We start from the raw sequence: 20,471 nt of genomic DNA on the forward strand, positions 1-20,471 counted from the left end.
GTGAAGCGATATCCTTACCGCGTGGCCGCGAGGAATTTTGGGTATGGCACCGGTAGTCGTCGCCGACGACGTACGCAAGCACTACGGCGACACCGTCGCGCTCGACGGCGTCTCTCTCGCCGTCGAGGCGGGCGAGGTGTTCGCACTCATCGGGCCGAACGGTGCCGGGAAGACGACGCTCACGCGCTGTCTCACGGGCACGCGCGACCCCGACGACGGGAGTGTCAGCCTTCTCGGTGCGTCGCCGGGCGAGGCGGCGAAGGAGCGCCTCGGGTTGCTCCCGCAGGACTTCGCGCCCCCGGAGCGCCTGACGCCGCGCGAACTCGTCGCGTACTACGCCGCCCTCTACGACGATGCGCGTGACCCCGACGCCCTCCTCCGCGAAGTCGGGATGGACCCCGACGTGGAGACGTGGTATTCGGAGTTGAGCGGCGGCGAGCAGCGCCGCACCTGCGTCGCGGCGTCGCTCGCGAACGAGCCGGACGTCCTCTTCGTGGACGAGCCGACGACGGGCATCGACCCGGCGGGCCGTCGGGCGCTCTGGGACGTCTTCGAGGACCTCGCGGACACGGGGACAACGGTGTTCCTCACGACGCACTACATGGCCGAGGCCGAACGACTCGCGGACCGCGTCGGCCTGCTCGCGGACGGCGAGCTCGTCGCCACCGGGACGCCCGAGGCGCTCGTCACAGAGTACGGCGGCGAGCAGTACCTCGCCGTGGAGACGACGGCCGACCCGGACGCGCTCGACGACCTCGGGTACGAGGTGCGTCGGGAGGGCGATGCCCTCCACGTCGTCGGCGTCCCCCCGGAGGCCATCGGTGACGTCGCCGCCGCACTCGAAGCGCAGGGCGTGGCCTTCGACGCGCTGACGTGGAGCGAGCCCGACCTCGAGGACGTCTACCTCCGGCTCGCGGACGACCCGAGTGTCGTGGACGCCGACGAGGAGGAGGTGGTGGCGTGAGTCGACGCTCCCGAGTCGCCTCGGAGGTCCGGGCGGCCTACAAGTCGTTCGTCCGGCGGCGCGTCGCCGTCTTCTTCACGTTCTTCTTCCCCGTGTTGCTCATCGTCATCTTCGCGGGCCTCGTCCGCACCGGCGGGGGCGGCACCGGGCTGTTCAGCCAGCCGGCGGGCTACTACGTCCCCGCGTACCTCGCCGTCGTCGTGTTGTTCACGCCGCTCTCGCGCATCGGGAGCGAGGTGGCGCGCTTCCGGGAGGGCAACCGCTTCGAGAAGCTCTCAACGTCCCCGATGCGGCGCTGGGAGTGGTTGCTCGCGCAGACGCTCGTGAACGTCGCGCTCATCGCGCTCGCCTGCGTCGTCCTCCTCGCGCTGCTCGTGCTGACGGGCGCGGACATCCACGTCTCGCCGTGGCTCGCACTCTTCGTCCCGGTCGGGTCGGTGTTGTTCTGCGGCGTCGGTGCGATGCTCGGGTCGCTCGCGGACAGCCAGGACGGCGCGATCACGGCGTCGAACGGCGTCGCGCTCCCGCTGTTGTTCCTCTCGAACACCTTCCTCACGCCGGCGTCGCTCCCGGGATGGTTCCAGCCGATAACGAACCTCTCCCCGCTGTCCTACTTCGCGTACGGCGTGCGCGCCGCAACCTACCGGACGCCGGACGCCCTCAGCACGAGCTACGCGGGCTGGCCGGGGTCGGTCGCGGCGAACTTCGGAATCCTGTGCATGCTCGCCGTCGTCGCGTTCGTCGTCGGCGCGCACCTCATCCCGTGGACGGAGTAATCACCGGGGCGCCCACGAGTAGACGTGGTTCAGCATCCAGTAGGTGACGACGCCGAGGAAGAGGCTGAGCGACCACGACGCGACGGCGAGTTTCCCTGCGATCGGGTGGTCGGTGTCCGGGATCTCCGAGACGTCGTGTGAGAGGCCGATGACGACGGCGTGGACGACGACCGGCACCGCGAGCGCGCTCAGGAGGATGTGGACGGCGAGCATCGCGAGGTAGAGCGGGTAGACGACGTCCGCGTAGGCGGCGAGGAACTGGCCCTGCTCGATGACGATTTCCTTCTCGAAGCCGCCACCGACCTTCCAGAGGTAGACGACGAGGAACAGGAGGATGAGCGCGAACGCGGTGAGCATCGCCGCCCGGTGGGCGCGTACCTTCCCGCGGCGGACGAAGTAGTACCCGAGCAGGAGCGCGGTGAGCGCGCAGGTGTTGATGACGGCGATGGCGTCCGAGAACAGGAGGACGGTCTGCCTGCCGATGTCGGGGAATATCGGGAGGACGCCGGCGAACGTCCCGATGACGAGCGCGTAGCCGACGGCCGAGACGACGGCGGTGACTCGGCGCGGGTGCGCACGGGCGTAGCCGCGAATGTTCATACGTCGGGTTGCGGTGCCCGGGCCTTATCCTGTGCGATGGCGGGGCGGCACAACGCCTAACCGGCCGGCGGGCCACCGACGAGGTATGAAACTCGGGAAGGCGCTCGCCGGCCTCGCCGGCGCGGGCGCCGCCACGGTGGCCGCGGACGGACTGCTCGCGACGCTCGCGGGCCCCCTCCCGCCCGCGCTCCCCGGCACGCAACGGACGGTCCACTGGCGCGGCTTCGACGTCGCCTACGCGGAGGCGGGCGACCCCGACGACCCGGACGTCCTCCTCCTCCACGGCGTCCACGCCGCGGCGTCGAGTCGCGAGTTCCGAGGCGTCTGGGAGGCGCTCGCCGAAGACTACCACGTCGTCGCCCCCGACCTCCCGGGGTTCGGCCGCTCCGAGCGCCCGCAGGTCGCCTACACGGCCGCGCTCTACGAGGGGTTCGTCGCCCACGCGGTCAAGCGACTCGACGCGCCGACCGTCGTCGCCTCCTCGCTCGCGGGGTCGTACGCCGCCATCGCCGCCGAGGAAGCCGACGTCTCGGGCCTCGTCCTCGTCTGCCCGACGGCAGACACCACCGACCACCGCGAGTGGCTCCGCGAGGGCTTTCGCGCGCCCGTCCTCGGGCAGGCCGCCTTCGACGCCCTCGTCTCGAAACCCGCCCTCAGATATTTCAACCGACGCGAGGCCTACGCCGGCCCGATTCCGGACGGTGTCGTCGAGTACCAGTGGCGGAGCGCCCATCAGCGCAACGCGCGCTTCGCGCCCGCGTCCTTCGTCGGCGGCTTCCTCGACCCCGTCGTGGACCTCGGCGCGGAACTCGCCGAGCGCGACGTCCCCGTGACGCTCGTCTGGGGGCGCGAGGCGACGACGACGCCGCTCGCAGAGGGTCGCGAACTGGCGGAGAACGCGGACGCGCGGCTCGTCGTCCTCGACGACGCGAAACTCCTCCCCCACGACGAACACCCTGAAGCGTTCCTCGAGGCCGCCGCGCCCGACCTCCCCTGATTACTTGAGGACAAGGTGGCGCTTGCCGCCGGTTTCCGCGACGGTCAGCGTCACCTCGTCGCCGCGTTCGACGTCGCCGCACGCCCGCCCGGTGAGTCGGACGGGGCCGAAGCGCGCGATAGCCAGCCCGTAGGGCGTCTCGTCGGCGAACGCCGGCGTCCCGACGTGGACCTCGGTGGCGGCGCGAACCGTGCCGGTGTCGGGCAGTCGCTCGCGCGTGAGGTCGCGCGACCCGCAGTCCGGACAGACCGTGCGCGGCGGGAGCGACCCGTGGCCGTTCGGGCAGACGAGACAGAACCCCTCGCCACGCTCGACGGCGTCGAGCACGTCGTCGTAGCCGGCGTCGCTCATGCGACCACCTCCAGGACGTGGACGACGGCACTCGCGACCGTTCCGCCCGCGTTGTGCGCGAGGCCGACCTCCGCGTCCGGGACGGCGTCGCTGTTGGTGTGGTCGCCCCGGAGGAGCGCGGTGAGTTCGGCAATCTGGCTCGTCCCCGTCGCCCCGACCGGGTGACCCTTCGCCTTCAAGCCGCCGGAGAGGTTCACGGGGAGGCGGCCGTCGCGCGTCGTCTCGCCTGCGCGCGCCGCGCCGACCGCCTCGCCGTGCTCGTAGAAGCCGAGCGCTTCGAGCGCGAGCACCTCCGCGATGGTGAAGCAGTCGTGGACTTCCGCGACGTCCACGTCGCCCGGGACGATGTCGGCGTCCGCGTAGGCGGCCTCCGCGGCCTCGGTGGCGGCGGGTGTCCGCGCGAGGTGCGCGCGGTCCGCGAGCGCGAGCCGGTCCCCGCCCTGTCCCGACCCCGTGACCCCAACGGGCGCGTCCACGTCGTTCGCGGCCGCGTACTCCTCGCTCACGAGGACGACGGCGCTCGCGCCGTCCGTAATCGGGCAGGCATCGAGCAATCCGAGCGGCTCGGCGACTGGCGGGGCGTCCAGCACCTCCTCGACCGTGATTTCGCGCTGGAACTGCGCGTGCGGGTTCCCCATCGCGTTCGCGTGGTTCTTCACCGCGACGTGCGCGAGGTCCGTCCGGTCGCCGCCGAACTCGCCGAAGTAGGCGTCCGCCATCAGCGCGTACACCGCAGGGAACGTCGCGCCCGCGCGCCCCTCCCAGAGTTCGTCCGCGGCGGACGCGAGCGCCGCCGTCGTCTCCGCGGTGTCGAGATGGGAGAGGCGCTCGGCACCGCCGGCGACGACGACGTCCGCGTCGCCCGCACGGACCGCCCGAACTGCCTCGCGGAACGCCACGCCGCTCGACGCACACGCCGCCTCGTACCGCGTCGCCGGGGCGTCCACGCCGAGCGCCTCGGCGGCGAGCGGGCCGGTGTGTCCCTGCCCCTCGACGAGGCCGCCCGCGAAGTTCCCGTAGTGGACGAACTCCACGTCGGCGTGCGGGACGCCCGCGTCCGCGAGCGCGCTCACCCCGGCCTCCGCGAAGAGGTCGCGACTCGTCCGCTCGGGATGCGTCCCGAAGTGGGTCGACCCGACGCCGGCGACGCGCACGCTGGTCATGCGACGACGTTCCGGGCCGCGCCACAAAAAGACACCCACCGGCTCACACCCGCGACACTCGCGGCGGTCGCGGACGCGGTGGTCGAAAGAGGAGCGGGCGCGTTATTCGACGTAGTCGATGTCGCGGCCGCCGCCGGCCGAGACCTGCTCGTCCTCGTTCTGCCCGTAAATCTGCGGGGACTCGACGCCGGTGACGACGACCATCGTCCGCATCTCGCCGTCGAGTTCCTCGTCGACGGACGTCCCCCAGATGATGCGCGCGTCGGGGTCGATGCGGTCGTAAATCTCCTCGACGACACCCTCGGCCTCTTCGATGCTCATGTCGGGGCCGCCGGTGACGTTCACGAGGGCGGAGTTAGCCTGCCCGATGTCGACGTCGAGGAGCGGACTGCGGAGCGCGCTCTTGACGGAATCCACCGCTTTGGAGTCGCTATCGGACTCGCCGAGGCCGATCATGGCGACGCCGCCCTTCTCCATGACGGTGCGCACGTCGGCGAAGTCGAGGTTGACGAGGCCGGGTTTGGTGATGAGCTCCGTAATTCCCTTCACGGAGCGCATGAGGACTTCGTCGGAGACCTTGAACGCCTGCCGGACGGGGAGTTTCCCGACGGAGTCGAGCAGACGGTCGTTCGGCACGACGATGACGGTGTCGGAGACGTCGCGCAGGCGCTCGAGGCCGGCTTCCGCGTTGTTCCGCCGAACTTCGCCCTCCGCGGTGAACGGCGTCGTGACGATGCTGATGGTGAGCGCGCCCGCCTCGCGGGCGGCCTTTGCGACGACGGGGGCGCTCCCCGTGCCGGTGCCACCGCCGAGGCCGGCGGTGACGAACACCATGTCCGAGCCGGCGATGGCTTCGCGGATGTCGTCCTGCGACTCGAGGGCGGCCTCCTCGCCGACCTGCGGGAGCGACCCGGCGCCGCGGCCGCGGGTCTTCTCCTGGCCGATGAGGATCTTCGTGTCCGCCTCGATGTCGACGAGGTGCTGGACGTCGGTGTTCGCGGCGACGAGTTTCGCGCCGTGAATCCCTTCTTCGTACATCCGATTGACCGTGTTGCTGCCCGCACCGCCACAGCCGACGACGGTAATGTTCGTCTGCAGGTCCTCGAGAACGCCGAGTAGCTCCTCGTCAGACATCTGGCCGGAGCTAGCGTTCCCCCCGCCGGTGTCGGGGGAGACGCCCTCGGAGGAGTCGGCGTCCTCCTCGGCCTCGTCGATAGCGTCCTGCACGATGGAGTCCATGTTGCCTATACAGTAAACGAGAGGCGTTTAATTACCTTTCCCCCTCGTGTCGGACGACCGTCTCACGCTCCGCGAGCGGGTAGGTTTCCTCGCGCTCGCTCGACACCGTCTCGGGGCTGATTTCCTCGCCGTTCACCTCGACGGGCTGGCCAGCAGCGAGGCGGCCGAATTTCGGGCCTTCGGGGACGCCGAGCGTCATCGCCTTCTCGGGGTCGAAGGACTCGTCGACGACGTGGACGGCCGCGTCGTCGCGCGTGACGTCGTCGTACTTCTCGTCGAGGAGGCCGACGAGCGCGTCGACGTAGTCGTCGTAGGCTTCGGCGTCGGCGAAGGCGACCTCGCCGGCGACGCGGTTGCCGCTCTCCTCGGTCGTGTAGGCGAGCGCGTGCTCGGACGCGGCGGCGAGGGCGGCGTCGGGGTCGACGCTGTGCGCGTCCGCCCAGAGGCCGTCCGGGTGGTCGGCGACGACGTACTCGGCGGGCGGCTCGCGGCGCGCGGCGTCGCCGAACCGGAGTCCGTCATCGACGCTACAGAGGTGGGTTTCGAGGTCGTCGACGAGGTCGAGGTCGACGCCGGTCGTCTCGCGGAGCCACGTCTCGCTCACGACGTCGTAGCCGAGGTCGTCGATGACCGAACGCAGGCGCGGTTTCTCGCCGTCGACGACGGCGCGCGTCGCGTCGCTCTCCACGAAGACTTGGTCGACGACGTCCGCGTGCTCGCGGGGGTCGCCGAGGTCGTCCAGACACCAGTCGGCGGCGATGTGGCCGACCGCCCAGTCGGTCGTCTCGACGACGCGGGTGGGGCGTGGGACGTAGTGGCCGCCGCCGAACGCGACGACGGTGCGCTCGGTGTGTGGGGCGACGCCCTGCAGGTCGAGGATGGCGCGCGCGACGGCTTCGGCGGCGTCCTCGTCCGCCCACTGGTCCTCGCCGGAGCCGAGTTCGACGAACATCGACGGCACGCCGACGGACGTCGGGCCGTGGTGGGTGCACTCCATGCCGACCTCGTACCCGCCGGGCGCGTGGTCGGCGAACGCGGAGACGACTTCGCGGTGGGCGTTCGGGCAGGCCTCAGCGAGCGAGCGGTCGGCGCCACCGTGCTCGGCCGCGCCGAAGTTCCCCGTGAAGTGCGCAGTGAGGAATGGCCCCGTCTCCCCGGAGTGCCGGGAGGCGAAGACGACGAGCTCGGGGTCGTCGAAGACCTCGGCGATGTCGTCCAACTCGAGGTGCCAGTCCTCGAACTCGCGGAGTTCGAAGCCCTCACAGCGGTGGCGCGCGGCGCTCGCGTCGTCGTCCGCCCGCTCCCAGTTCCGGAGCGCGAGCAGTCGCTCGCCGATGGCGCGTGAGGCCGAGTCGGCGCGGCTCACGACGATGCCGACAGTCATACTCGAACGCTCGCAGTCGTCGGCGCTAAAAGCCGTCGGAAGGGGCGGCGCTCGGCGGGACCTCGCCGACGGTCCGACCGCGGGGCGCGACGCCAACAAACGACCCCGGGAACCCGCCGCCGTCGGTGCCGAATGAAACTGCTTACAAACCCCGTGGCGGTACACGCGAGGTATGTATACCGGCATCGCTCCGGCACTCATCACACCGGCGGCGGACCGGGCGATTCTCCTCGTCGGGTCGTTCGCCCTGCTGCTGCTGGGCGCGGAAGTGTTCACGAACGGCGTGGAGTGGCTGGGGCATCGGCTGGGCGTGAGCGAATCGGCGACTGGGAGTATTCTGGCGGCGGTCGGCACCGCACTGCCCGAGACGCTCATTCCGGTCATCGCCATCCTGCAGGGTGGGGAGGACTCCGGGCACGTCGGCGTCGGCGCGATTCTCGGCGCGCCGTTCATGCTGGCCACCATCGCGATGTTCCTCGTCGGCGCGAGTGTCTACTACTTCCGCAATCGGCGGACGTTCGGGATGGAGATGCACTTCAACGAGGAGGCGACGCGACGCGACCTCTCGTTCTTCCTTGTCGGCTACGTCATCGCGTTCACCGCCGCGTTCGTCCACAGCCGCCCCGTCGAGTACGCGATGGCTGCACTCCTCGTCGTCCTCTACCTCGTCTACCTCGTGCGTTCCCTCCAGAGCGGCGAACTCACCGAGGGCGAGGACATCGACGCGCTCCACCTCGGCCTCCTTATCGAGCGCGTCGCCTATCGGTTCGGCTACAACCCCCGCGAACACGGCGAGAACCCCCACTTCTTCTTCGTCGCACTCCAAACGCTCCTCGCGCTCGCGCTCATCATCGCTGGCGCCCACCTCTTCGTCAGCGAGGTAAAGTGGCTCTCGAAGGAGGTGTTGGGCATCCCCATCGCCATCGTCGCGCTCCTCATCGCGCCGCTCGCCACCGAACTCCCCGAGAAATTCAACTCCGTGCTCTGGATTTCCCGCGACAAGGACACGCTCGCGCTCGGGAATATCACGGGCGCGATGGCGTTCCAGGGCACCCTCCCGGTCACGCTAGGCATCGTCTTCACGGACTGGGACCTCTCGCTGACGTGGGGGACGACCGGCTTCCTGAACGCTTTCTCGGTCATCCTCGCCGTCGTCTCCGGCGGGATTCTCTACCTCCGTGCACGCTCTGCCCACGAGGAGCCGATGGACCCCAAGCCCTTCCTCATCGGCGGCCTCTTCTACGCCGCCTTCATCGTCCTCCTCGTCTACTTCGTCCTCTTCATCGGCATCAGCCCCGGCGCCGGCCACTGATGCCGACGCCGTAGCACGACCCTTTTTGCTCGCCGCCGTGCCTCGCCCTGTATGGACGTCTATGGACTCATCGGCAACCCGGTGGGGCACTCGCTCTCCCCGCCGATGCACGAAGCCGCCTACGAGGAGCTCGACCTGAACGCGCGCTACGTCACCTTCGAACCGGACGCCGCGGACGGCGCGGCTGCCGTCGAGGCCGCCGAAACCCTCGGCGTCGACGGGCTGAACGTCACCATCCCGTTCAAGGAGGACGTGCTGGACGCCGTCGAGCCGGACGACCTCGCGCGACGCGTCGGCGCCGTCAACACCGTCGATTTCTCCGGGGAGGTCCCGACGGGCCACAACACGGACGTCGCGGGCGTGCAGCGCTCCTTCGAACACTTCGACGTCCCGCTCGCGGGCGCGGACGCCGTCGTCGTCGGCGCGGGCGGTGCGGCCCGCGCGGCGGCCGTCGCGCTCGTCACCGACGGCGCCGAAGTCGCCATCGCCAACCGGACCGTCGAGCGCGCCGAAGCGCTGGCAGACGACGTTGGGGCGGACGCCCACGGCCTCGACGCGCTTGAGGACCTCGTGAGCGAGGCGGACGTGCTCGTGAACGCCACGAGCGTCGGGATGGAGGAGGACGTCTCGCCCGTCCCGGCGGACGCCCTGCACGGCGACCTCGCCGTGCTCGACGCCGTCTACACGCCCCTAGAGACGCGCCTCCTCCGCGAGGCCGCCGACGCCGGCGCGACCACCATCGACGGCGCGTGGATGCTCCTCTATCAGGGGGTGGCCGCGTTCGAGCGCTGGACCGGCGAGGACGCCCCCGTGGAGGCGATGAACGCCGCTCTACGGGAGGGTCTTTAAGTCCCCCGCGGTCGTTAGGCCGGCCAATGGGTCTCATCTCGAAACTGAAGTCGCTTCTCGGTATGGAGTCGAGTCGTACCGGCCGGGGACGCGAGACGGGTGTCACCGTCGAGCGCGAACGCGAGAGCGAGCGGACGGTCGATGAACCGGTGGCCGAGGAGACGGACGCCGCCGCCTCCACCGAATCGCTCGTCGAGGAGTCGGTCGAAGAGGGTGAGGCCGACTCCCCCGCCGAGGCCGCCGAACCCGCGGAGGCCGCCGGCCCCGAAGCCGACGACATGACGACAGACCTCGAGGCCGAGGAGGCCGGTGAAGCCGGCGAGGACGAAGTCGAGGAGCCGGTGGCCGAGGAGACGGACGCCACCGCCTCCACCGAGTCGCTCGTCGAGGAAACCGTCGAGGAGGCCGAACCCGACTCGCCCGCGGAGGCTGCCGAGCCCGCGGAGGCCGCCGGCCCCGAGGCCGACGACATGACGACTGACGTCGACGACGTCGAACCCGACGAGGGCGAGGACGAGGTGCCGGGGAGCGAGGGCGCCGAGGACGTCGAAATCATCAAGGGCGTCGGCCCGGCGTACGCCGAGCGCCTCCGCGACGCGGGCGTCGAGACGGTCGACGACCTCGCGGACGCGGACGCCGAGGACCTCGCCGAGGACGTCGACCTCTCGCCGAAGCGCGTCCAGCGCTGGGTCGACCGCGCGCGAGAGCGCGAAGAGTAGGGCGAGTCGAGGGCGTCGCGCGCGAGCGGCAGGCGTGACCGCCCCGAAACGGGTTTCCCGGTACAGCACTCCTTCTCAGCTATGAACGACGTAGACGTGTGGACCGAACGCGCGGCCTTCCTGGCCGCGGCGCGCGACGCCCCGCCCGGCGCGCGCGTCCCCGTCGAAGTCCGGGTGGCGGTCGACGACCCCTTCGACGCCTATCGGCGCGCACGAGGTACTTCGGGCGGCGCGGCGAGCGACGACGCGGCCTTCTTCTACGAGACCGGCGGCGGCCGCGAGGGCTGGGGCTACTTCGGCGTCGCGCCCACCGACGTCACGACGGTCGGCCCCGACGAGACCGGCGCGTTCGACGCCATCGACGCCCTTCTCGACGACGAGACGCTCGTCCGCGCGGGCTGTGACGTGCCCTATCCCGGCGGGTTCTTCGGCTACCTCTCCTACGATGCCGCGCGCGAAACCGAGGCCATTCCCGAGACGACGACCGACGACCGCGGGATTCCCCGCCTCGAACTCGCCACCTACGAGGTCGTCGCGGCGTGGGCGGACCCCTTCGAGGCGGGCGACGACCTCCGCGTCGTCGCGACGCCGCGCGTCGACGCCCACGACACACCCGCGGACGCCTACGCCGACGCCCGCGAGCGCGCACTCGCGCTCGCCGACGCCGCGACGACCGGCGAGTTCGGCGACGAGACGCCGCCGGCACCGGACGCGGAGCACGTGGCGTTCGAGAGTGACGCCGGCCGGGCGGCGTTCGCGGAGCGCGTCGCACACATCAAAGACGCAATTCGCGCGGGCGAGACGTTCCAGACGAACGTCAGCCAGCGCCTGCGCGCGCCGGCGGCCGTCCACCCCGTGACGGCGTACGCGGCGCTCCGCGAAGTGAACCCCGCGCCATACGCGGGTCTCGTGGAGTTCCCGGGCTGTGACCTCGTCTCCGCGAGCCCCGAACTCCTGTTGGAGCGGCGCGGCGAGCGCCTCCTGACCGAGCCGATTGCCGGCACCCGCCCGCGGGGCGAGACGGCCGAAGAAGACGCCGCCAACGAGGCCGACCTGACGAGCGACGCGAAGGAGCGCGCCGAGCACGCGATGCTCGTCGACCTGGAGCGCAACGACCTCGCGAAGGTCTCGGAGGCGGGGAGCGTCGCAGTCGAGGAGTACAGGAGAGTAGACCGCTACTCGCGCGTGATGCATCTCGTCTCGCTCGTCTCCGGGACCCAGCGGGCGAACATCTCGCTCGGCGAGGCGGTTCGCGCCGTCTTCCCCGGTGGGACCATCACCGGCGCGCCGAAACCCCGAACGATGGAGCTCATCGACGAGGTGGAGGCGACCCGCCGCGGCCCCTACACGGGGAGCATGGCCACAATCGGCTTCGACGGCGACGCGACGCTGAACATCGTCATCCGGACGCTCGTCCGGACGGACGAGGAGTACGGCCTCCGCGTGGGTGCGGGCGTCGTCCACGACTCCGGCCCCGAATCGGAGTACGACGAGACGCTCGCGAAGGCCCAAGCACTCGTGGACGCCGTGGACCGCGCGCTCGCGGACGCCGAGTTGGAGGTGGAGCGATGAGCGCCTCCGTGCTCGTCGTGGACAACTACGACTCGTTCGTCTACAACCTCGTGGACTACGTCGCCACGCACGTCGGCCGCGAGCACGTCGTCGTCCGCCGGAACGACGCCATCGACGTCGCGGACGTGCACGACCTCGACCCGGACGCAGTCGTGGTGTCGCCCGGCCCCGGCACCCCCGAGGACGCCGGCGTCTCGATGCCGCTGTTCGCCGAGACGGACTACCCGATTCTCGGGGTGTGCCTCGGCCACCAGGCGCTCTGTGCGGCCCGCAGCGCGAGCGTCGTCCAGGCGCCCGACATCGTCCACGGGAAGCCCTCGACGGTCACGCACGACGGGCACGGCGTCTTCACGGACCTCCCCGAGACGTTCGCCGTCGGGCGTTACCACTCGCTCGCCGTCGAGGCCGGGACGCTCTCCGAGCGTCTCGAGGAGAGCGCACACACCGTCAGCGGCGAGCACGGGGGAAGCGACGGGGAGAGCGAAAACGACGAAATCGTGATGGCGGTTCGGGACGTCGAGCGGCCGCACGTCGGCGTCCAGTTCCACCCGGAGAGCGTGCTGACCGGCCGGCCCGAAGACCCCGCCGACCTCGCGCTCGGCCGGGAGCTAGTCGCGAACTTCCTCACGGAGGTGGCCGGATGCGCTATCACGTAGGCGGCGAACTCGTCGACGCCGACGAGGCGAGCGTCTCGGTGGCCGACCGGGGCTTTCGCTACGGCGACGCGGCCTTCGAGACGCTGCGCGCCTACGGTGGCGAGGTGTTCCGCTGGGACGACCACGCGACACGCCTCCGGAACACCCTCGAGGAGCTCTACTTCGACGCCTACCCACCGATGGACGACCTGTACGGACGCGTGCAGGAGACGCTCGCCGCGAACGACTTTGAAGACGCCTACGTCCGCGTCTCCGTGACGCGCGGCCCCCAAGAGGGAAAACTCGCGCCGGGGCCGGCGGACCCGACAGTCGTCGTCGTGGCGAAACCACTGCCACGGGGCGGGACGGCCGGCGAGGAAGTGTGGGACGCACCCGCGACGGCACGCGTCGTCGAGACCCGCCGGGTTCCCACGGAGGCGCTCCCCGCGAGCGCGAAGACGCACAACTACCTGAACGGCGTCCTCGCGCGCGCCGAACTCGACGGCGAGGACGAGGCCCTCCTCCGCGACACCGAGGGCCACCTCGCCGAGGGCGCGACGAGCAACGTCTTCTGGGTGCGCGACGGCGTCCTCCACACGCCGAGCCTCGCCGGCGATGTCCTTCCCGGCGTCACGCGCCGCGTCGTCCTCGAACTCGCGTCGGAGGAGGACATCGACGTCGAGACGGGCGTCTACGCACCCGACACGCTCCGCCACGCCGACGAGGCGTTCCTGACGAACACGACGTGGGAACTCCGGCCGCTCGTCGCCGTCGGTGACGTCGAACTCCCGGTCGGTCCCGTCACCGAGCGCCTCCACGAGGCCTTCGACGCCGCCGTCGAGGAAACGCACTACTGAGGACCACCGGCGCGTGGGTGAGACGACGCGTTCAACTCGCCCGAGGGCGTAGCGAGACGCGATGGATTCCGGGACCCGAATGGCCGCCGTCGCGGACGTCCCCGAGGAGTCGAGTCTGCTCGTCACCCTCCGCGAGAACGGCGAGGAAGTCGAGTTCGTCCTCGTACGCGCCGACGACGGCGTCAACGCGTGGCACAACGTCTGTCCACACTGGACGGACGTCCGACTCGACAAGGGAAGCGGGGCGACACTCCGAAACGGCGACCTCGTCTGCAACAAGCACGGCGCGACGTTCGACTGCGAGGACGGCCACTGCGACTTCGGCCCGCCGGAGGGGTCGTCGCTCACCGGCGCGGACGTCACCGTCGAGGACGGCGACGTCTACCTCACTGACGACGACTACGAGTTCGTGCGCGTCGGCGCGGCCGGCACCGGGCGCGACCTCTCGACGAACCCCGGCGAACGCCTCGGGTTCTAGGACTCGACGACGAACGCGGGTTCCTCGATGCCTTCGTGTTTGCACTCCGGACAGCGCGACGGGAGGTTCAGCGGGACGTCGAAACCGTTGAAGCCGCACTCGCGACACTCCGGCGGCCGCACGAGCAGCTCTTCCTCCGACGAACCCCGGACCGACTTCGCGACGTGCTCGACGTGGCTGAGGGCCGCGTGCGGCGTCACCTCGAACGCCTCGGCGAGGGAACTCGGCGTCTCCGGCCCCTCACGGAGGGCGTCCGCGATGCGCTCGCGGGTCGTTCGTGACTCCATACCAACCCTACGTCGTCTCCCGGTTTAGGTTCCCCGATGGACGACGGAATCGCGTCCCGGGCCCGACTCGTTCGGCGCACGAACGTGCAGAGGGAAAAGGACTTAGGGACTGCGGGGGTCGCTTCACGTATGAAAGCCGTCGTGCTGGCTGGTGGGTACGCGACGCGACTCTGGCCCATCACCAAGAACCGGCCGAAGATGTTCCTGCCCGTCGGCGACTCCACCGTCATCGACCGGATCTTCGCCGAACTCGAAGCAGACGACCGCATCGACGAGGTCTTCGTCTCCACGAACGAGCGCTTCGCCGACGAGTTCCGCGAGCACATCCGCGACTCGGAGTTCGAGAAGCCGACGCTCTCCGTCGAGGACACCAGCGAGGAGGACGAGAAGTTTGGCGTCGTCGGCGCGCTCGCCCAACTCTTCGAGCGCGAGGGCGTCGAGGACGACACGCTCGTCATCGCCGGCGACAACCTCATCAGTTTCGACGTCTCCGAGTTCGTCGACTTCTTCGAGGCGAAGGACACCCCGACCCTCGCCGCCTACGACGTCGGGAGTTACGAGCGCGCGAAGTCCTACGGCCTCGTCGAGCTCGAGGGCGACGAAGTCGTCGAGTTCCAGGAGAAGCCCGACGACCCCAACAGCACGCTCGTCTCCATCGCCTGCTACGCCTTCCCCGAGGACGTCATCCCGATGTTCGACGAGTACCTCGAGGCCGGCGAGAACCCCGACGAGCCCGGCTGGTTCATCCAGTGGCTCCAGTCGCGCACCGGCGTCCACGCCTTCACCTTCGAGGACGCGTGGTTCGACATCGGCACGCCCGAGAGCTATCTCGACGCCGTCGCGTGGACGCTCGACGGCGAGACGCTCGTCGACGAGGACGCCACGGTCGAGAACACCACGCTCGGCGAGAACGTCCACGTGATGGACGGCGCGGAAGTCGTCGACTCCAGTCTCGACCGCGCGGTCATCTTCCCGGACGCCACGCTCTACGAGTGCGACGTCCGCAACTCCATCATCGACGAGGACACTCGCCTCGAAAACGTCGACTTCTCCGGCGCGCTCGTCGGCGCGCACACCCACATCACGAACTAGCGGCCGCGACGCCGACCTTCTCCCGCGGTCTCGCAGGCTACCCGAGCCGCGCGTCCGTAATCTCGACGTGGCCCCGGTCGCCCTCCCACACCTGCTCGTAGTCGAGTTCGATGGGGCGCTCCATGTGCGGGCCGTCGGTGACGAACGTCTCGAACTCCCCGCCCTCGCCGAGCGGGTGGACGCCGTACTCCTCGTTGAGCGCGGCGAGCTCCGCGAGCGCGTCCCGGTCGAGCGTCCGGCCGAGCCACGACTCATCGAGACCGTAGGCGGCGACCTGCAGAATCGTGATTTCGAAGCCGGCGTCCAACATCGCCTCGCCGAGTTCGATGGGGTCCTCCTGCCAGAGCGGCGCGAACACTTCACAGCCGAGGCGCTCGGCCATCGCCTCGATACGCGACGTCTGGAACTCGCTCTCGATGGCACCCGCGGTGACGCCCGCGAGGCCGCCCTCGAGGTCGTCGGCGAGGTCGGCGAGCGCGCGCTCCATCGGCTCAAGTTCGGCGTCGCCCTGTTCGCCCGCGTCCGTGGCGTTCGCGGCGTCGAAGTCAGCGGGCTCGACGTTCACGTGCTCGATGCCGACGCTCTCGGCGGCGAGCCCCGTGAGGCGCGTCGCGGGGACGTGATACATGTAGGAGTCGCCCTCCGGGTGGACGGTGAGGAGGCGTGCGACGTCAAGCCCTTCCTCGAGAGCGCGGTAGAGCGCCCAACTGGAGTCCTTTCCGCCGGAGAACAGCGACACCCACCGGCCCGTGCTCGCTTCGCAGTCGCTCATACGCACCCGTGGACGCGGACGGCTAAAGACTCCTCGTTACCGTGAACGTCGCGCGACGTCCGCCTCCCCCTCCGCGGCCGCGAGGTGGCTGGAGACGCGGATGCCGACGAGACTGACGAGCACCCCGAGGAGGACGAACGTCGCGAGGCGCTCCTCGGGCGTGAGGACGACGGTGCCAGCGAGCGGGAGCGGCGGCGTCCGGAACGGCGCGATGGCGTCCGCGCGCTCCACGAAATACGCCGTGAATCCCCGGACGACGAGGCCGACGGCGACGACGCCGAACGGGAGGTTGAGGTGCGACGATCCGAGCGCCTCCTCGCGGATGTACTCGTCGATGAGGCGACCAGTCGCGGCCGCGAGCGCCGCGAGCGCCAGCCACGGGACGCTGTGATAGCCGAACGCCATCGCGGTAACGAGCACCCCGGGGTCGGTGACGGCAGAGGCGCCGAGCACGCCCGCGAACGTCCCGACGAGCGCGAGGCCGGCGGCGATGACGTAGGTGACGATGGAGACTCGCCCCGAGTAGAGCGCGTCGCGGACCTGCGTGGGCAGGTCCGCAAGGTACTCATCGACGCTCAGGCCCTTGTAGAGGAGGAAGACGCCGATGACGGCGGTGATGGACGCGACGGCGACCGCGAGGCTCCGCGTCACCGTGAGCAACACCGGGAAGACGAGGAGGACGACGCCGAGCGGGACGAGCACGCTCTCGCGGAGTTCTTCGTCGGCGAGGAACTGCTTCAGGAGATAATAGGTGCTCTCGATGTCCCGTGCCTGCCGGACGACCACGCGGTCCACCGCATCGACGGGTAGACGACTCTCCACGATGGGAACGAGACGCTCGTCCTCGGCGGTGTCGACGACGACCACCGCGGAATCCGGGTCGTAGAGCGCGACGAGTTCGTCGAGTTGCGCGGCGACCGAGCGGTCCGCGCCGACCGCCGTGTCCGCGACGCCCGAGACGACCGCGGGCACGGCGTCGTCGCCGTCCGCGCGGAGGTCGTCGGTGAGGCGGAGGGCCTCGAGGAGGCAGTTGACGCTCGAGTCCTCGGGGTCGTCCATCCCGAGGTCCACGACGAGCGATTCGACGGCCTCACGGCCGGCGACCGGCACGTCGACGTCGGCCTTCCGGGCCACGTCGCCCGCGCGGTCGACACACACAACCAGCGTACGCATCGAACGTTCCTACCGTCGCGGGCGGCGCCTAAAAAGACTCGCTAATACGGGCTGGCCGACGGGCGAACGCCGGGCCGTCGGGCGCGCTCAACGGAGTTCGACGTCGACACCGTCCTCGCCCGAAATCGTCCGCGCGACGCCGGCGCCCGCCGCGTACGCTACGGACTGCGCGCCGACGCGGAGCCGACGCATCAGGCCGGGTTCGGGTCGGAACTCCTCGACGTGGACCTCGACGCCGAGTTCGGCTTCGAGGGCGTCCTCGGCGTCCCGCGCCGTGCCGATGTCGTCGACGAGGCCGCGTTCGAGTGCCTCCTCGCCGAGGAAGACCCGTGCCTCCGTTTCCTCGACGGTCTCCGGGTCGAGGTCGCGTCCCTCGGCGACGCGCTCCACGAAGTTCTCGTAGTAGTCGTCGATGAGCCCCTGGAGGTAGGTCCGGTCGTCCTCGTCGAGGTCCTTCAGTGGCTGGCCGGCGTCCTTGTACTTCCCGGCGGCGAAGCGCTCGTAGGAGACGCCGAGTTCGTCCGCGAGCTCCTTCGCGTTCACCCTCGAGCCGATGACGCCGATGCTCCCCACGAGACTCCCCTCGCGGGCGAACAACCGGTCGCACGCCGTCGCAATCCAGTAGCCGCCGCTCGCACACTGGTCGGTCGTGTAGGCGACCACGGGACCGTCGAAGCGCTCGACGGCGAGTCGGATGTCGTCGCTCGGGACGATTTCGCCGCCCGGCGTGTTCAGTTTCACGAGCAAGCCGTCAACGTTCGGGTCGTCGTCCGCCGCGTCCACCTCCTCGACGACGGCGTCCGCCGGCGGCGTCACCACGCCGCCCGCGATGCCGTCGCCCGTCCCGTCGCGCGTGATCGGACCTTCGACCACCACTTCCGCGACGTTGTAGTCGGCGAACCATCCGCGGGCAATGCCCGCCGCGATACGGACGACGAGAATCGCGAACACGAGCGTCAGGAGGACGCCGAGCAGTTCGGCGGTGTCGCCCGGGAGCCGGACGAACACCGACCACCCGACGACGACGGCGGCGACGGCCGCGAGCGCGACAATCGTGAATCGACCCAGTCGGTTCCCCACAGTGTCCATACCCTAGTGGGTGGTGCCCGCCACGTAAACACTCGGGCGACGGAACGACGACACTCGCGGAGCCAGACAGAACAGGACGGCCACATCGCTACGCGGGGTGAGAAACGAGAGAAGAACAGTGCGTCGCGACGGCGACGCGAAACCGATAGAGAGAGGAACCGATTACAGGAGGCCGGACTTCTGGAGCTTGCGGAGGTCCTCGGTGTCGACCGTCTCGCCCTCCTTGAAGCGCTCGTAGATTTCCTCGGCCTCTTCGCGAGCCTCTTCCTGCTTCTCGGCGCGCTTGCCTTTGCGCTCTTCTTCTTCCTGCTTGTCGAGTTCGCGCAGGCGCTTCTGGACGCGCACGAAGGCCTCGTGGTGGGCGTCAGCAGCTTCCTGAGCCTCGACGAAGCTCTCGTGCATCTCGTCGGCTTCGTCGCGGATGTCGTCGGCCTCGCGGTAGGCCTCGATCATCTGGTTGTGGTGCTGCTGGGCCTCGTCGGCGAGCTCGGTGACCTTCTCGTGGTGGTTGGACGCCTCGGCGCGGACCTCCTCGGCTTCCTCGACGAGGTCTTCGAGGTCGTCGTTGTCCTCGAGGGTCTCCTTGCGCTGCTGGTACTCCTCGCGCTTGTTCTCGATTTTCTCGATGAGCTCGCGCTCGTCCTCCGGCGAGAGAACTTCGGTCTGCTGCTTGAACTCGAGCTGCTCGATGTCCTCCTTGAGCTCGTCGAGGTCCTTCCCCTCGTCGAGTTCGAGGTCACCTTTGCGCTCATCAACCTTGTCGAAGAGCTCGTTTGCCTTCGCGTTCAGCTCGTTGCGCTGTTCCTTGTGCTCCTGAACGCGCTCGTTGAGCTCGTCGCGCTTCTCGCGGTGTTCCTGCGCCTCGTCGACCTTCTCACGCGTCTTGGCGTTGAGTTCGTCGCGCTCGGAGGCACGGGAAGAAGCGAGTTGGTTGAGTTCGTTCCGTCGGTCACGGAACTGGCCGGCCTTCTTGATGAGCTGGCCCTTGGATTTCTCCTGGAGTTCTTCGTCAGTGATCAGTTCGTCCGCGTCGGATACTTCGAGAGTTGCTTCCTCTACCATTGTTTGATCCTCGGTTCCATTCCGCTGGAGCGTCGCGCACGGCGACCGCTCGTGGTGTCCTGTTGCCCGTCGTAAGGAGAGCGTCGGTTCATTCTCGAGCGGTGCTGACGAACGCCCGCAGCGTTCTGGTAACTCAAGGTAGGGGAGTACCACATTTAAATTTTGCGCTGGCGAGGGCGCTGTAAACAGTTAGCATACCCCGCGTATTCGCGGTCGTCAGGCTGTGGGTTACGTTCACATATGTACTTAAAGCCGCGCCGAAAGAACGGCCTAAAATGTGGCCACGGGCTACGCCGTCGTATGCATCAGGAAGTCGTCCACGCGAGCGGGCACGAGAACGTCAGCGCCGCGCACGCGAGCACGTTTGAGGTCACCACCGACGACTACCTCACGCCCGCCGGCGACTGCATCCTCGCCGTCGAGGCCGACCGCGCGCCCGCCGACTTCGACGACGCGTTCGTCGAGGCCGCACAGGACGCCGACGCCACCATCACGGCGACGCTGGAGGCCGGCGGCCACGAGGAGTCGGTCACGGGACGGGGCGACCCCGAGCTCACGTTCGAGAGCGAGCGCTCGATGGTCGGGCGCACCAGTACCTACGTCGACGAGCGCACAATCATGCTCGACGCCGACTTCGCCGCGGAGGGCTTCGACCGCGACCTCGTGGCCGCGCTCGCCGACGGCGCCGACGCGACGTTCACGCTCACCGTCGAATAGGCCGATACGGGCGAGCGCGGGAAAGAACCTCTAGAGCCACTCGTCCGCCCACGACTCGATCTCGTCGAAGACGGGACAGAGCGCCTCGCCCTTCTCCGTGAGGGCGTAGTAGGTGGCGACCGGGGCGTCCTCCTCGACGCGCCGGGAGACGAGGCCCGCCTCCCCGAGGTCGTCGAGCACGCGCGAGAGCGTCCGGGCGTTCGCGTCCGTGGAGCGCTTCAGTTCGTTGAACCGCTTCTCGCCCTCCTGGAGGTCGTGGAGGACGAGCAGGCGCCACTGCGAGCCGACGAGTTGGAGGGAGTCGACGACGGCGCACGCCTCACCGGTCTGTGCGTCCGTCTCCGCCTCTGCTTCTACGGACATGACTGTTACCTGCTTACGTC

The 20,471-nt window shown here is 69.6% G+C and carries 23 protein-coding genes; 12 read left to right on the forward strand and 11 right to left on the reverse strand.

Annotation, left to right across the window (positions count from 1 at the left end; all coding sequences use genetic code 11):
* The first annotated feature begins 43 nt into the window (after window positions 1–43).
* Entirely contained in the window at window positions 44–964 is a 921-nt protein-coding gene (locus ACQUS8_RS04855) for an ABC transporter ATP-binding protein (RefSeq protein ID WP_435097737.1), read from the forward strand.
* Complete coding sequence (locus tag ACQUS8_RS04860) at window positions 961–1,740, forward strand: ABC transporter permease (RefSeq protein ID WP_435097740.1); 780 nt, start codon at window positions 961–963, stop codon at window positions 1,738–1,740. Before ACQUS8_RS04855 ends, ACQUS8_RS04860 begins: the two co-directional genes overlap by 4 nt.
* On the opposite strand, the gene ACQUS8_RS04865 is transcribed toward ACQUS8_RS04860, so the two are convergent.
* Window positions 1,741–2,340, reverse strand: a complete 600-nt coding sequence (locus tag ACQUS8_RS04865; protein ID WP_435097743.1) for a DUF420 domain-containing protein — start codon at window positions 2,338–2,340, stop codon at window positions 1,741–1,743.
* Window positions 2,341–2,425: 85 nt separating this feature from the next.
* Here ACQUS8_RS04865 and ACQUS8_RS04870 point away from each other — a divergent pair, with 85 nt between their 5' ends.
* Window positions 2,426–3,337, forward strand: coding sequence for an alpha/beta fold hydrolase (locus ACQUS8_RS04870; RefSeq protein ID WP_435097746.1), 912 nt, complete (start codon window positions 2,426–2,428; stop codon window positions 3,335–3,337).
* Here ACQUS8_RS04870 and ACQUS8_RS04875 read toward each other — a convergent pair whose 3' ends face one another.
* The 4 genes from ACQUS8_RS04875 to ACQUS8_RS04890 all read right to left on the reverse strand — a co-directional run bounded on the left by ACQUS8_RS04875 (window position 3,338) and on the right by ACQUS8_RS04890 (window position 7,474).
* Complete coding sequence (locus ACQUS8_RS04875; protein WP_435097749.1) at window positions 3,338–3,688, reverse strand: Zn-ribbon domain-containing OB-fold protein; 351 nt, start codon at window positions 3,686–3,688, stop codon at window positions 3,338–3,340.
* Window positions 3,685–4,851 carry a thiolase domain-containing protein gene (locus ACQUS8_RS04880; RefSeq protein WP_435097752.1) on the reverse strand — a complete coding sequence of 389 codons (1,167 nt, stop codon included), beginning with the start codon at window positions 4,849–4,851 and terminating at the stop codon, window positions 3,685–3,687. The genes ACQUS8_RS04875 and ACQUS8_RS04880 overlap by 4 nt, the downstream gene beginning before the upstream one ends.
* 102 nt (window positions 4,852–4,953) lie before the next feature.
* Window positions 4,954–6,090: a cell division protein FtsZ gene (gene ftsZ / locus ACQUS8_RS04885; RefSeq protein ID WP_435097755.1), complete on the reverse strand. Its 1,137-nt coding sequence runs from the start codon at window positions 6,088–6,090 to the stop codon at window positions 4,954–4,956.
* Window positions 6,091–6,121: 31 nt separating this feature from the next.
* Window positions 6,122–7,474: a D-aminoacyl-tRNA deacylase gene (locus ACQUS8_RS04890; protein ID WP_435097757.1), complete on the reverse strand. Its 1,353-nt coding sequence runs from the start codon at window positions 7,472–7,474 to the stop codon at window positions 6,122–6,124.
* Window positions 7,475–7,646: 172 nt separating this feature from the next.
* Here ACQUS8_RS04890 and ACQUS8_RS04895 point away from each other — a divergent pair, with 172 nt between their 5' ends.
* The 7 genes from ACQUS8_RS04895 to ACQUS8_RS04925 all read left to right on the forward strand — a co-directional run bounded on the left by ACQUS8_RS04895 (window position 7,647) and on the right by ACQUS8_RS04925 (window position 13,896).
* Complete coding sequence (locus tag ACQUS8_RS04895) at window positions 7,647–8,786, forward strand: sodium:calcium antiporter (protein WP_435097760.1); 1,140 nt, start codon at window positions 7,647–7,649, stop codon at window positions 8,784–8,786.
* 51 nt (window positions 8,787–8,837) lie between these two features.
* Window positions 8,838–9,635 (forward strand): shikimate dehydrogenase, encoded by a 798-nt coding sequence (locus tag ACQUS8_RS04900; RefSeq protein ID WP_435097763.1) that lies wholly within the window; start codon window positions 8,838–8,840, stop codon window positions 9,633–9,635.
* 26 nt (window positions 9,636–9,661) lie between these two features.
* The gene (locus ACQUS8_RS04905) at window positions 9,662–10,354 is read left to right on the forward strand and encodes a helix-hairpin-helix domain-containing protein (RefSeq protein WP_435097766.1); all 693 of its coding nucleotides are present in this window, start codon (window positions 9,662–9,664) and stop codon (window positions 10,352–10,354) included.
* A gap of 81 nt (window positions 10,355–10,435) precedes the next feature.
* Window positions 10,436–11,926 (forward strand): aminodeoxychorismate synthase, component I, encoded by a 1,491-nt coding sequence (pabB, locus tag ACQUS8_RS04910; RefSeq protein WP_435097769.1) that lies wholly within the window; start codon window positions 10,436–10,438, stop codon window positions 11,924–11,926.
* Complete coding sequence (locus tag ACQUS8_RS04915) at window positions 11,923–12,582, forward strand: anthranilate synthase component II (RefSeq protein ID WP_435097772.1); 660 nt, start codon at window positions 11,923–11,925, stop codon at window positions 12,580–12,582. Before pabB ends, ACQUS8_RS04915 begins: the two co-directional genes overlap by 4 nt.
* A complete protein-coding gene (locus ACQUS8_RS04920; RefSeq protein WP_435097775.1) occupies window positions 12,567–13,418 on the forward strand; it encodes an aminotransferase class IV in 852 nt (283 codons plus the stop codon). Before ACQUS8_RS04915 ends, ACQUS8_RS04920 begins: the two co-directional genes overlap by 16 nt.
* A gap of 61 nt (window positions 13,419–13,479) precedes the next feature.
* Window positions 13,480–13,896 (forward strand): Rieske (2Fe-2S) protein, encoded by a 417-nt coding sequence (locus tag ACQUS8_RS04925; protein WP_435097778.1) that lies wholly within the window; start codon window positions 13,480–13,482, stop codon window positions 13,894–13,896.
* Here the strand turns inward: ACQUS8_RS04925 and ACQUS8_RS04930 are convergent.
* A complete protein-coding gene (locus tag ACQUS8_RS04930) occupies window positions 13,893–14,183 on the reverse strand; it encodes a transcriptional regulator (protein WP_435097781.1) in 291 nt (96 codons plus the stop codon). The genes ACQUS8_RS04925 and ACQUS8_RS04930 overlap by 4 nt on opposite strands.
* Before the next feature lie 129 nt (window positions 14,184–14,312).
* Here ACQUS8_RS04930 and ACQUS8_RS04935 point away from each other — a divergent pair, with 129 nt between their 5' ends.
* Window positions 14,313–15,275 (forward strand): sugar phosphate nucleotidyltransferase, encoded by a 963-nt coding sequence (locus tag ACQUS8_RS04935; protein WP_435097784.1) that lies wholly within the window; start codon window positions 14,313–14,315, stop codon window positions 15,273–15,275.
* A gap of 37 nt (window positions 15,276–15,312) precedes the next feature.
* On the opposite strand, the gene ACQUS8_RS04940 is transcribed toward ACQUS8_RS04935, so the two are convergent.
* From ACQUS8_RS04940 to ACQUS8_RS04955, 4 genes are all read right to left on the reverse strand, one after another.
* Entirely contained in the window at window positions 15,313–16,047 is a 735-nt protein-coding gene (locus tag ACQUS8_RS04940; protein ID WP_435097787.1) for a diphthine--ammonia ligase, read from the reverse strand.
* A gap of 36 nt (window positions 16,048–16,083) precedes the next feature.
* Window positions 16,084–17,220 carry a DUF373 family protein gene (locus ACQUS8_RS04945; RefSeq protein WP_435097790.1) on the reverse strand — a complete coding sequence of 379 codons (1,137 nt, stop codon included), beginning with the start codon at window positions 17,218–17,220 and terminating at the stop codon, window positions 16,084–16,086.
* An 87-nt stretch (window positions 17,221–17,307) separates the two neighbouring features.
* A complete protein-coding gene (gene sppA, locus ACQUS8_RS04950) occupies window positions 17,308–18,309 on the reverse strand; it encodes a signal peptide peptidase SppA (RefSeq protein ID WP_435097793.1) in 1,002 nt (333 codons plus the stop codon).
* 162 nt (window positions 18,310–18,471) lie between these two features.
* On the reverse strand, window positions 18,472–19,371 hold the full coding sequence (locus ACQUS8_RS04955; protein WP_435097796.1) for a coiled-coil protein: 900 nt from the start codon (window positions 19,369–19,371) through the stop codon (window positions 18,472–18,474).
* Between the two features lie 300 nt (window positions 19,372–19,671).
* On the opposite strand from ACQUS8_RS04955, the gene ACQUS8_RS04960 reads away from it, so the two are divergent.
* The gene (locus ACQUS8_RS04960) at window positions 19,672–20,088 is read left to right on the forward strand and encodes a DUF371 domain-containing protein (RefSeq protein ID WP_435097798.1); all 417 of its coding nucleotides are present in this window, start codon (window positions 19,672–19,674) and stop codon (window positions 20,086–20,088) included.
* 30 nt (window positions 20,089–20,118) lie between these two features.
* Here ACQUS8_RS04960 and ACQUS8_RS04965 read toward each other — a convergent pair whose 3' ends face one another.
* Window positions 20,119–20,451 carry a winged helix-turn-helix transcriptional regulator gene (locus ACQUS8_RS04965; protein ID WP_435097801.1) on the reverse strand — a complete coding sequence of 111 codons (333 nt, stop codon included), beginning with the start codon at window positions 20,449–20,451 and terminating at the stop codon, window positions 20,119–20,121.
* Window positions 20,452–20,471 lie beyond the last annotated feature (20 nt).

Origin of the sequence: Halarchaeum sp. P4, assembly GCF_051195175.1 — an archaeon.
In the GTDB taxonomy this organism is placed as follows: Archaea; Halobacteriota; Halobacteria; order Halobacteriales; family Halobacteriaceae; genus Halarchaeum.

What these genes read in the sequence shown, in the direction of transcription:
- ACQUS8_RS04965 (WP_435097801.1), bottom strand. Translation starts at nt 20,451, where the DNA reads ATGTCCGTAGAAGCAGAGGCGGAGACGGACGCACAGACCGGTGAGGCG.
- ACQUS8_RS04925 (WP_435097778.1), top strand. Translation starts at nt 13,480, where the DNA reads ATGGATTCCGGGACCCGAATGGCCGCCGTCGCGGACGTCCCCGAGGAG.
- ACQUS8_RS04930 (WP_435097781.1), bottom strand. Translation starts at nt 14,183, where the DNA reads ATGGAGTCACGAACGACCCGCGAGCGCATCGCGGACGCCCTCCGTGAG.
- ACQUS8_RS04900 (WP_435097763.1), top strand. Translation starts at nt 8,838, where the DNA reads ATGGACGTCTATGGACTCATCGGCAACCCGGTGGGGCACTCGCTCTCC.
- ACQUS8_RS04955 (WP_435097796.1), bottom strand. Translation starts at nt 19,371, where the DNA reads ATGGTAGAGGAAGCAACTCTCGAAGTATCCGACGCGGACGAACTGATC.
- ACQUS8_RS04940 (WP_435097787.1), bottom strand. Translation starts at nt 16,047, where the DNA reads ATGAGCGACTGCGAAGCGAGCACGGGCCGGTGGGTGTCGCTGTTCTCC.
- ACQUS8_RS04960 (WP_435097798.1), top strand. Translation starts at nt 19,672, where the DNA reads ATGCATCAGGAAGTCGTCCACGCGAGCGGGCACGAGAACGTCAGCGCC.
- pabB (WP_435097769.1), top strand. Translation starts at nt 10,436, where the DNA reads ATGAACGACGTAGACGTGTGGACCGAACGCGCGGCCTTCCTGGCCGCG.
- ACQUS8_RS04880 (WP_435097752.1), bottom strand. Translation starts at nt 4,851, where the DNA reads ATGACCAGCGTGCGCGTCGCCGGCGTCGGGTCGACCCACTTCGGGACG.
- ACQUS8_RS04935 (WP_435097784.1), top strand. Translation starts at nt 14,313, where the DNA reads ATGAAAGCCGTCGTGCTGGCTGGTGGGTACGCGACGCGACTCTGGCCC.
- ACQUS8_RS04855 (WP_435097737.1), top strand. Translation starts at nt 44, where the DNA reads ATGGCACCGGTAGTCGTCGCCGACGACGTACGCAAGCACTACGGCGAC.
- ACQUS8_RS04945 (WP_435097790.1), bottom strand. Translation starts at nt 17,220, where the DNA reads ATGCGTACGCTGGTTGTGTGTGTCGACCGCGCGGGCGACGTGGCCCGG.
- sppA (WP_435097793.1), bottom strand. Translation starts at nt 18,309, where the DNA reads ATGGACACTGTGGGGAACCGACTGGGTCGATTCACGATTGTCGCGCTC.
- ACQUS8_RS04870 (WP_435097746.1), top strand. Translation starts at nt 2,426, where the DNA reads ATGAAACTCGGGAAGGCGCTCGCCGGCCTCGCCGGCGCGGGCGCCGCC.
- ACQUS8_RS04875 (WP_435097749.1), bottom strand. Translation starts at nt 3,688, where the DNA reads ATGAGCGACGCCGGCTACGACGACGTGCTCGACGCCGTCGAGCGTGGC.
- ACQUS8_RS04915 (WP_435097772.1), top strand. Translation starts at nt 11,923, where the DNA reads ATGAGCGCCTCCGTGCTCGTCGTGGACAACTACGACTCGTTCGTCTAC.
- ACQUS8_RS04895 (WP_435097760.1), top strand. Translation starts at nt 7,647, where the DNA reads ATGTATACCGGCATCGCTCCGGCACTCATCACACCGGCGGCGGACCGG.
- ACQUS8_RS04865 (WP_435097743.1), bottom strand. Translation starts at nt 2,340, where the DNA reads ATGAACATTCGCGGCTACGCCCGTGCGCACCCGCGCCGAGTCACCGCC.
- ftsZ (WP_435097755.1), bottom strand. Translation starts at nt 6,090, where the DNA reads ATGGACTCCATCGTGCAGGACGCTATCGACGAGGCCGAGGAGGACGCC.
- ACQUS8_RS04890 (WP_435097757.1), bottom strand. Translation starts at nt 7,474, where the DNA reads ATGACTGTCGGCATCGTCGTGAGCCGCGCCGACTCGGCCTCACGCGCC.
- ACQUS8_RS04920 (WP_435097775.1), top strand. Translation starts at nt 12,567, where the DNA reads ATGCGCTATCACGTAGGCGGCGAACTCGTCGACGCCGACGAGGCGAGC.
- ACQUS8_RS04905 (WP_435097766.1), top strand. Translation starts at nt 9,662, where the DNA reads ATGGGTCTCATCTCGAAACTGAAGTCGCTTCTCGGTATGGAGTCGAGT.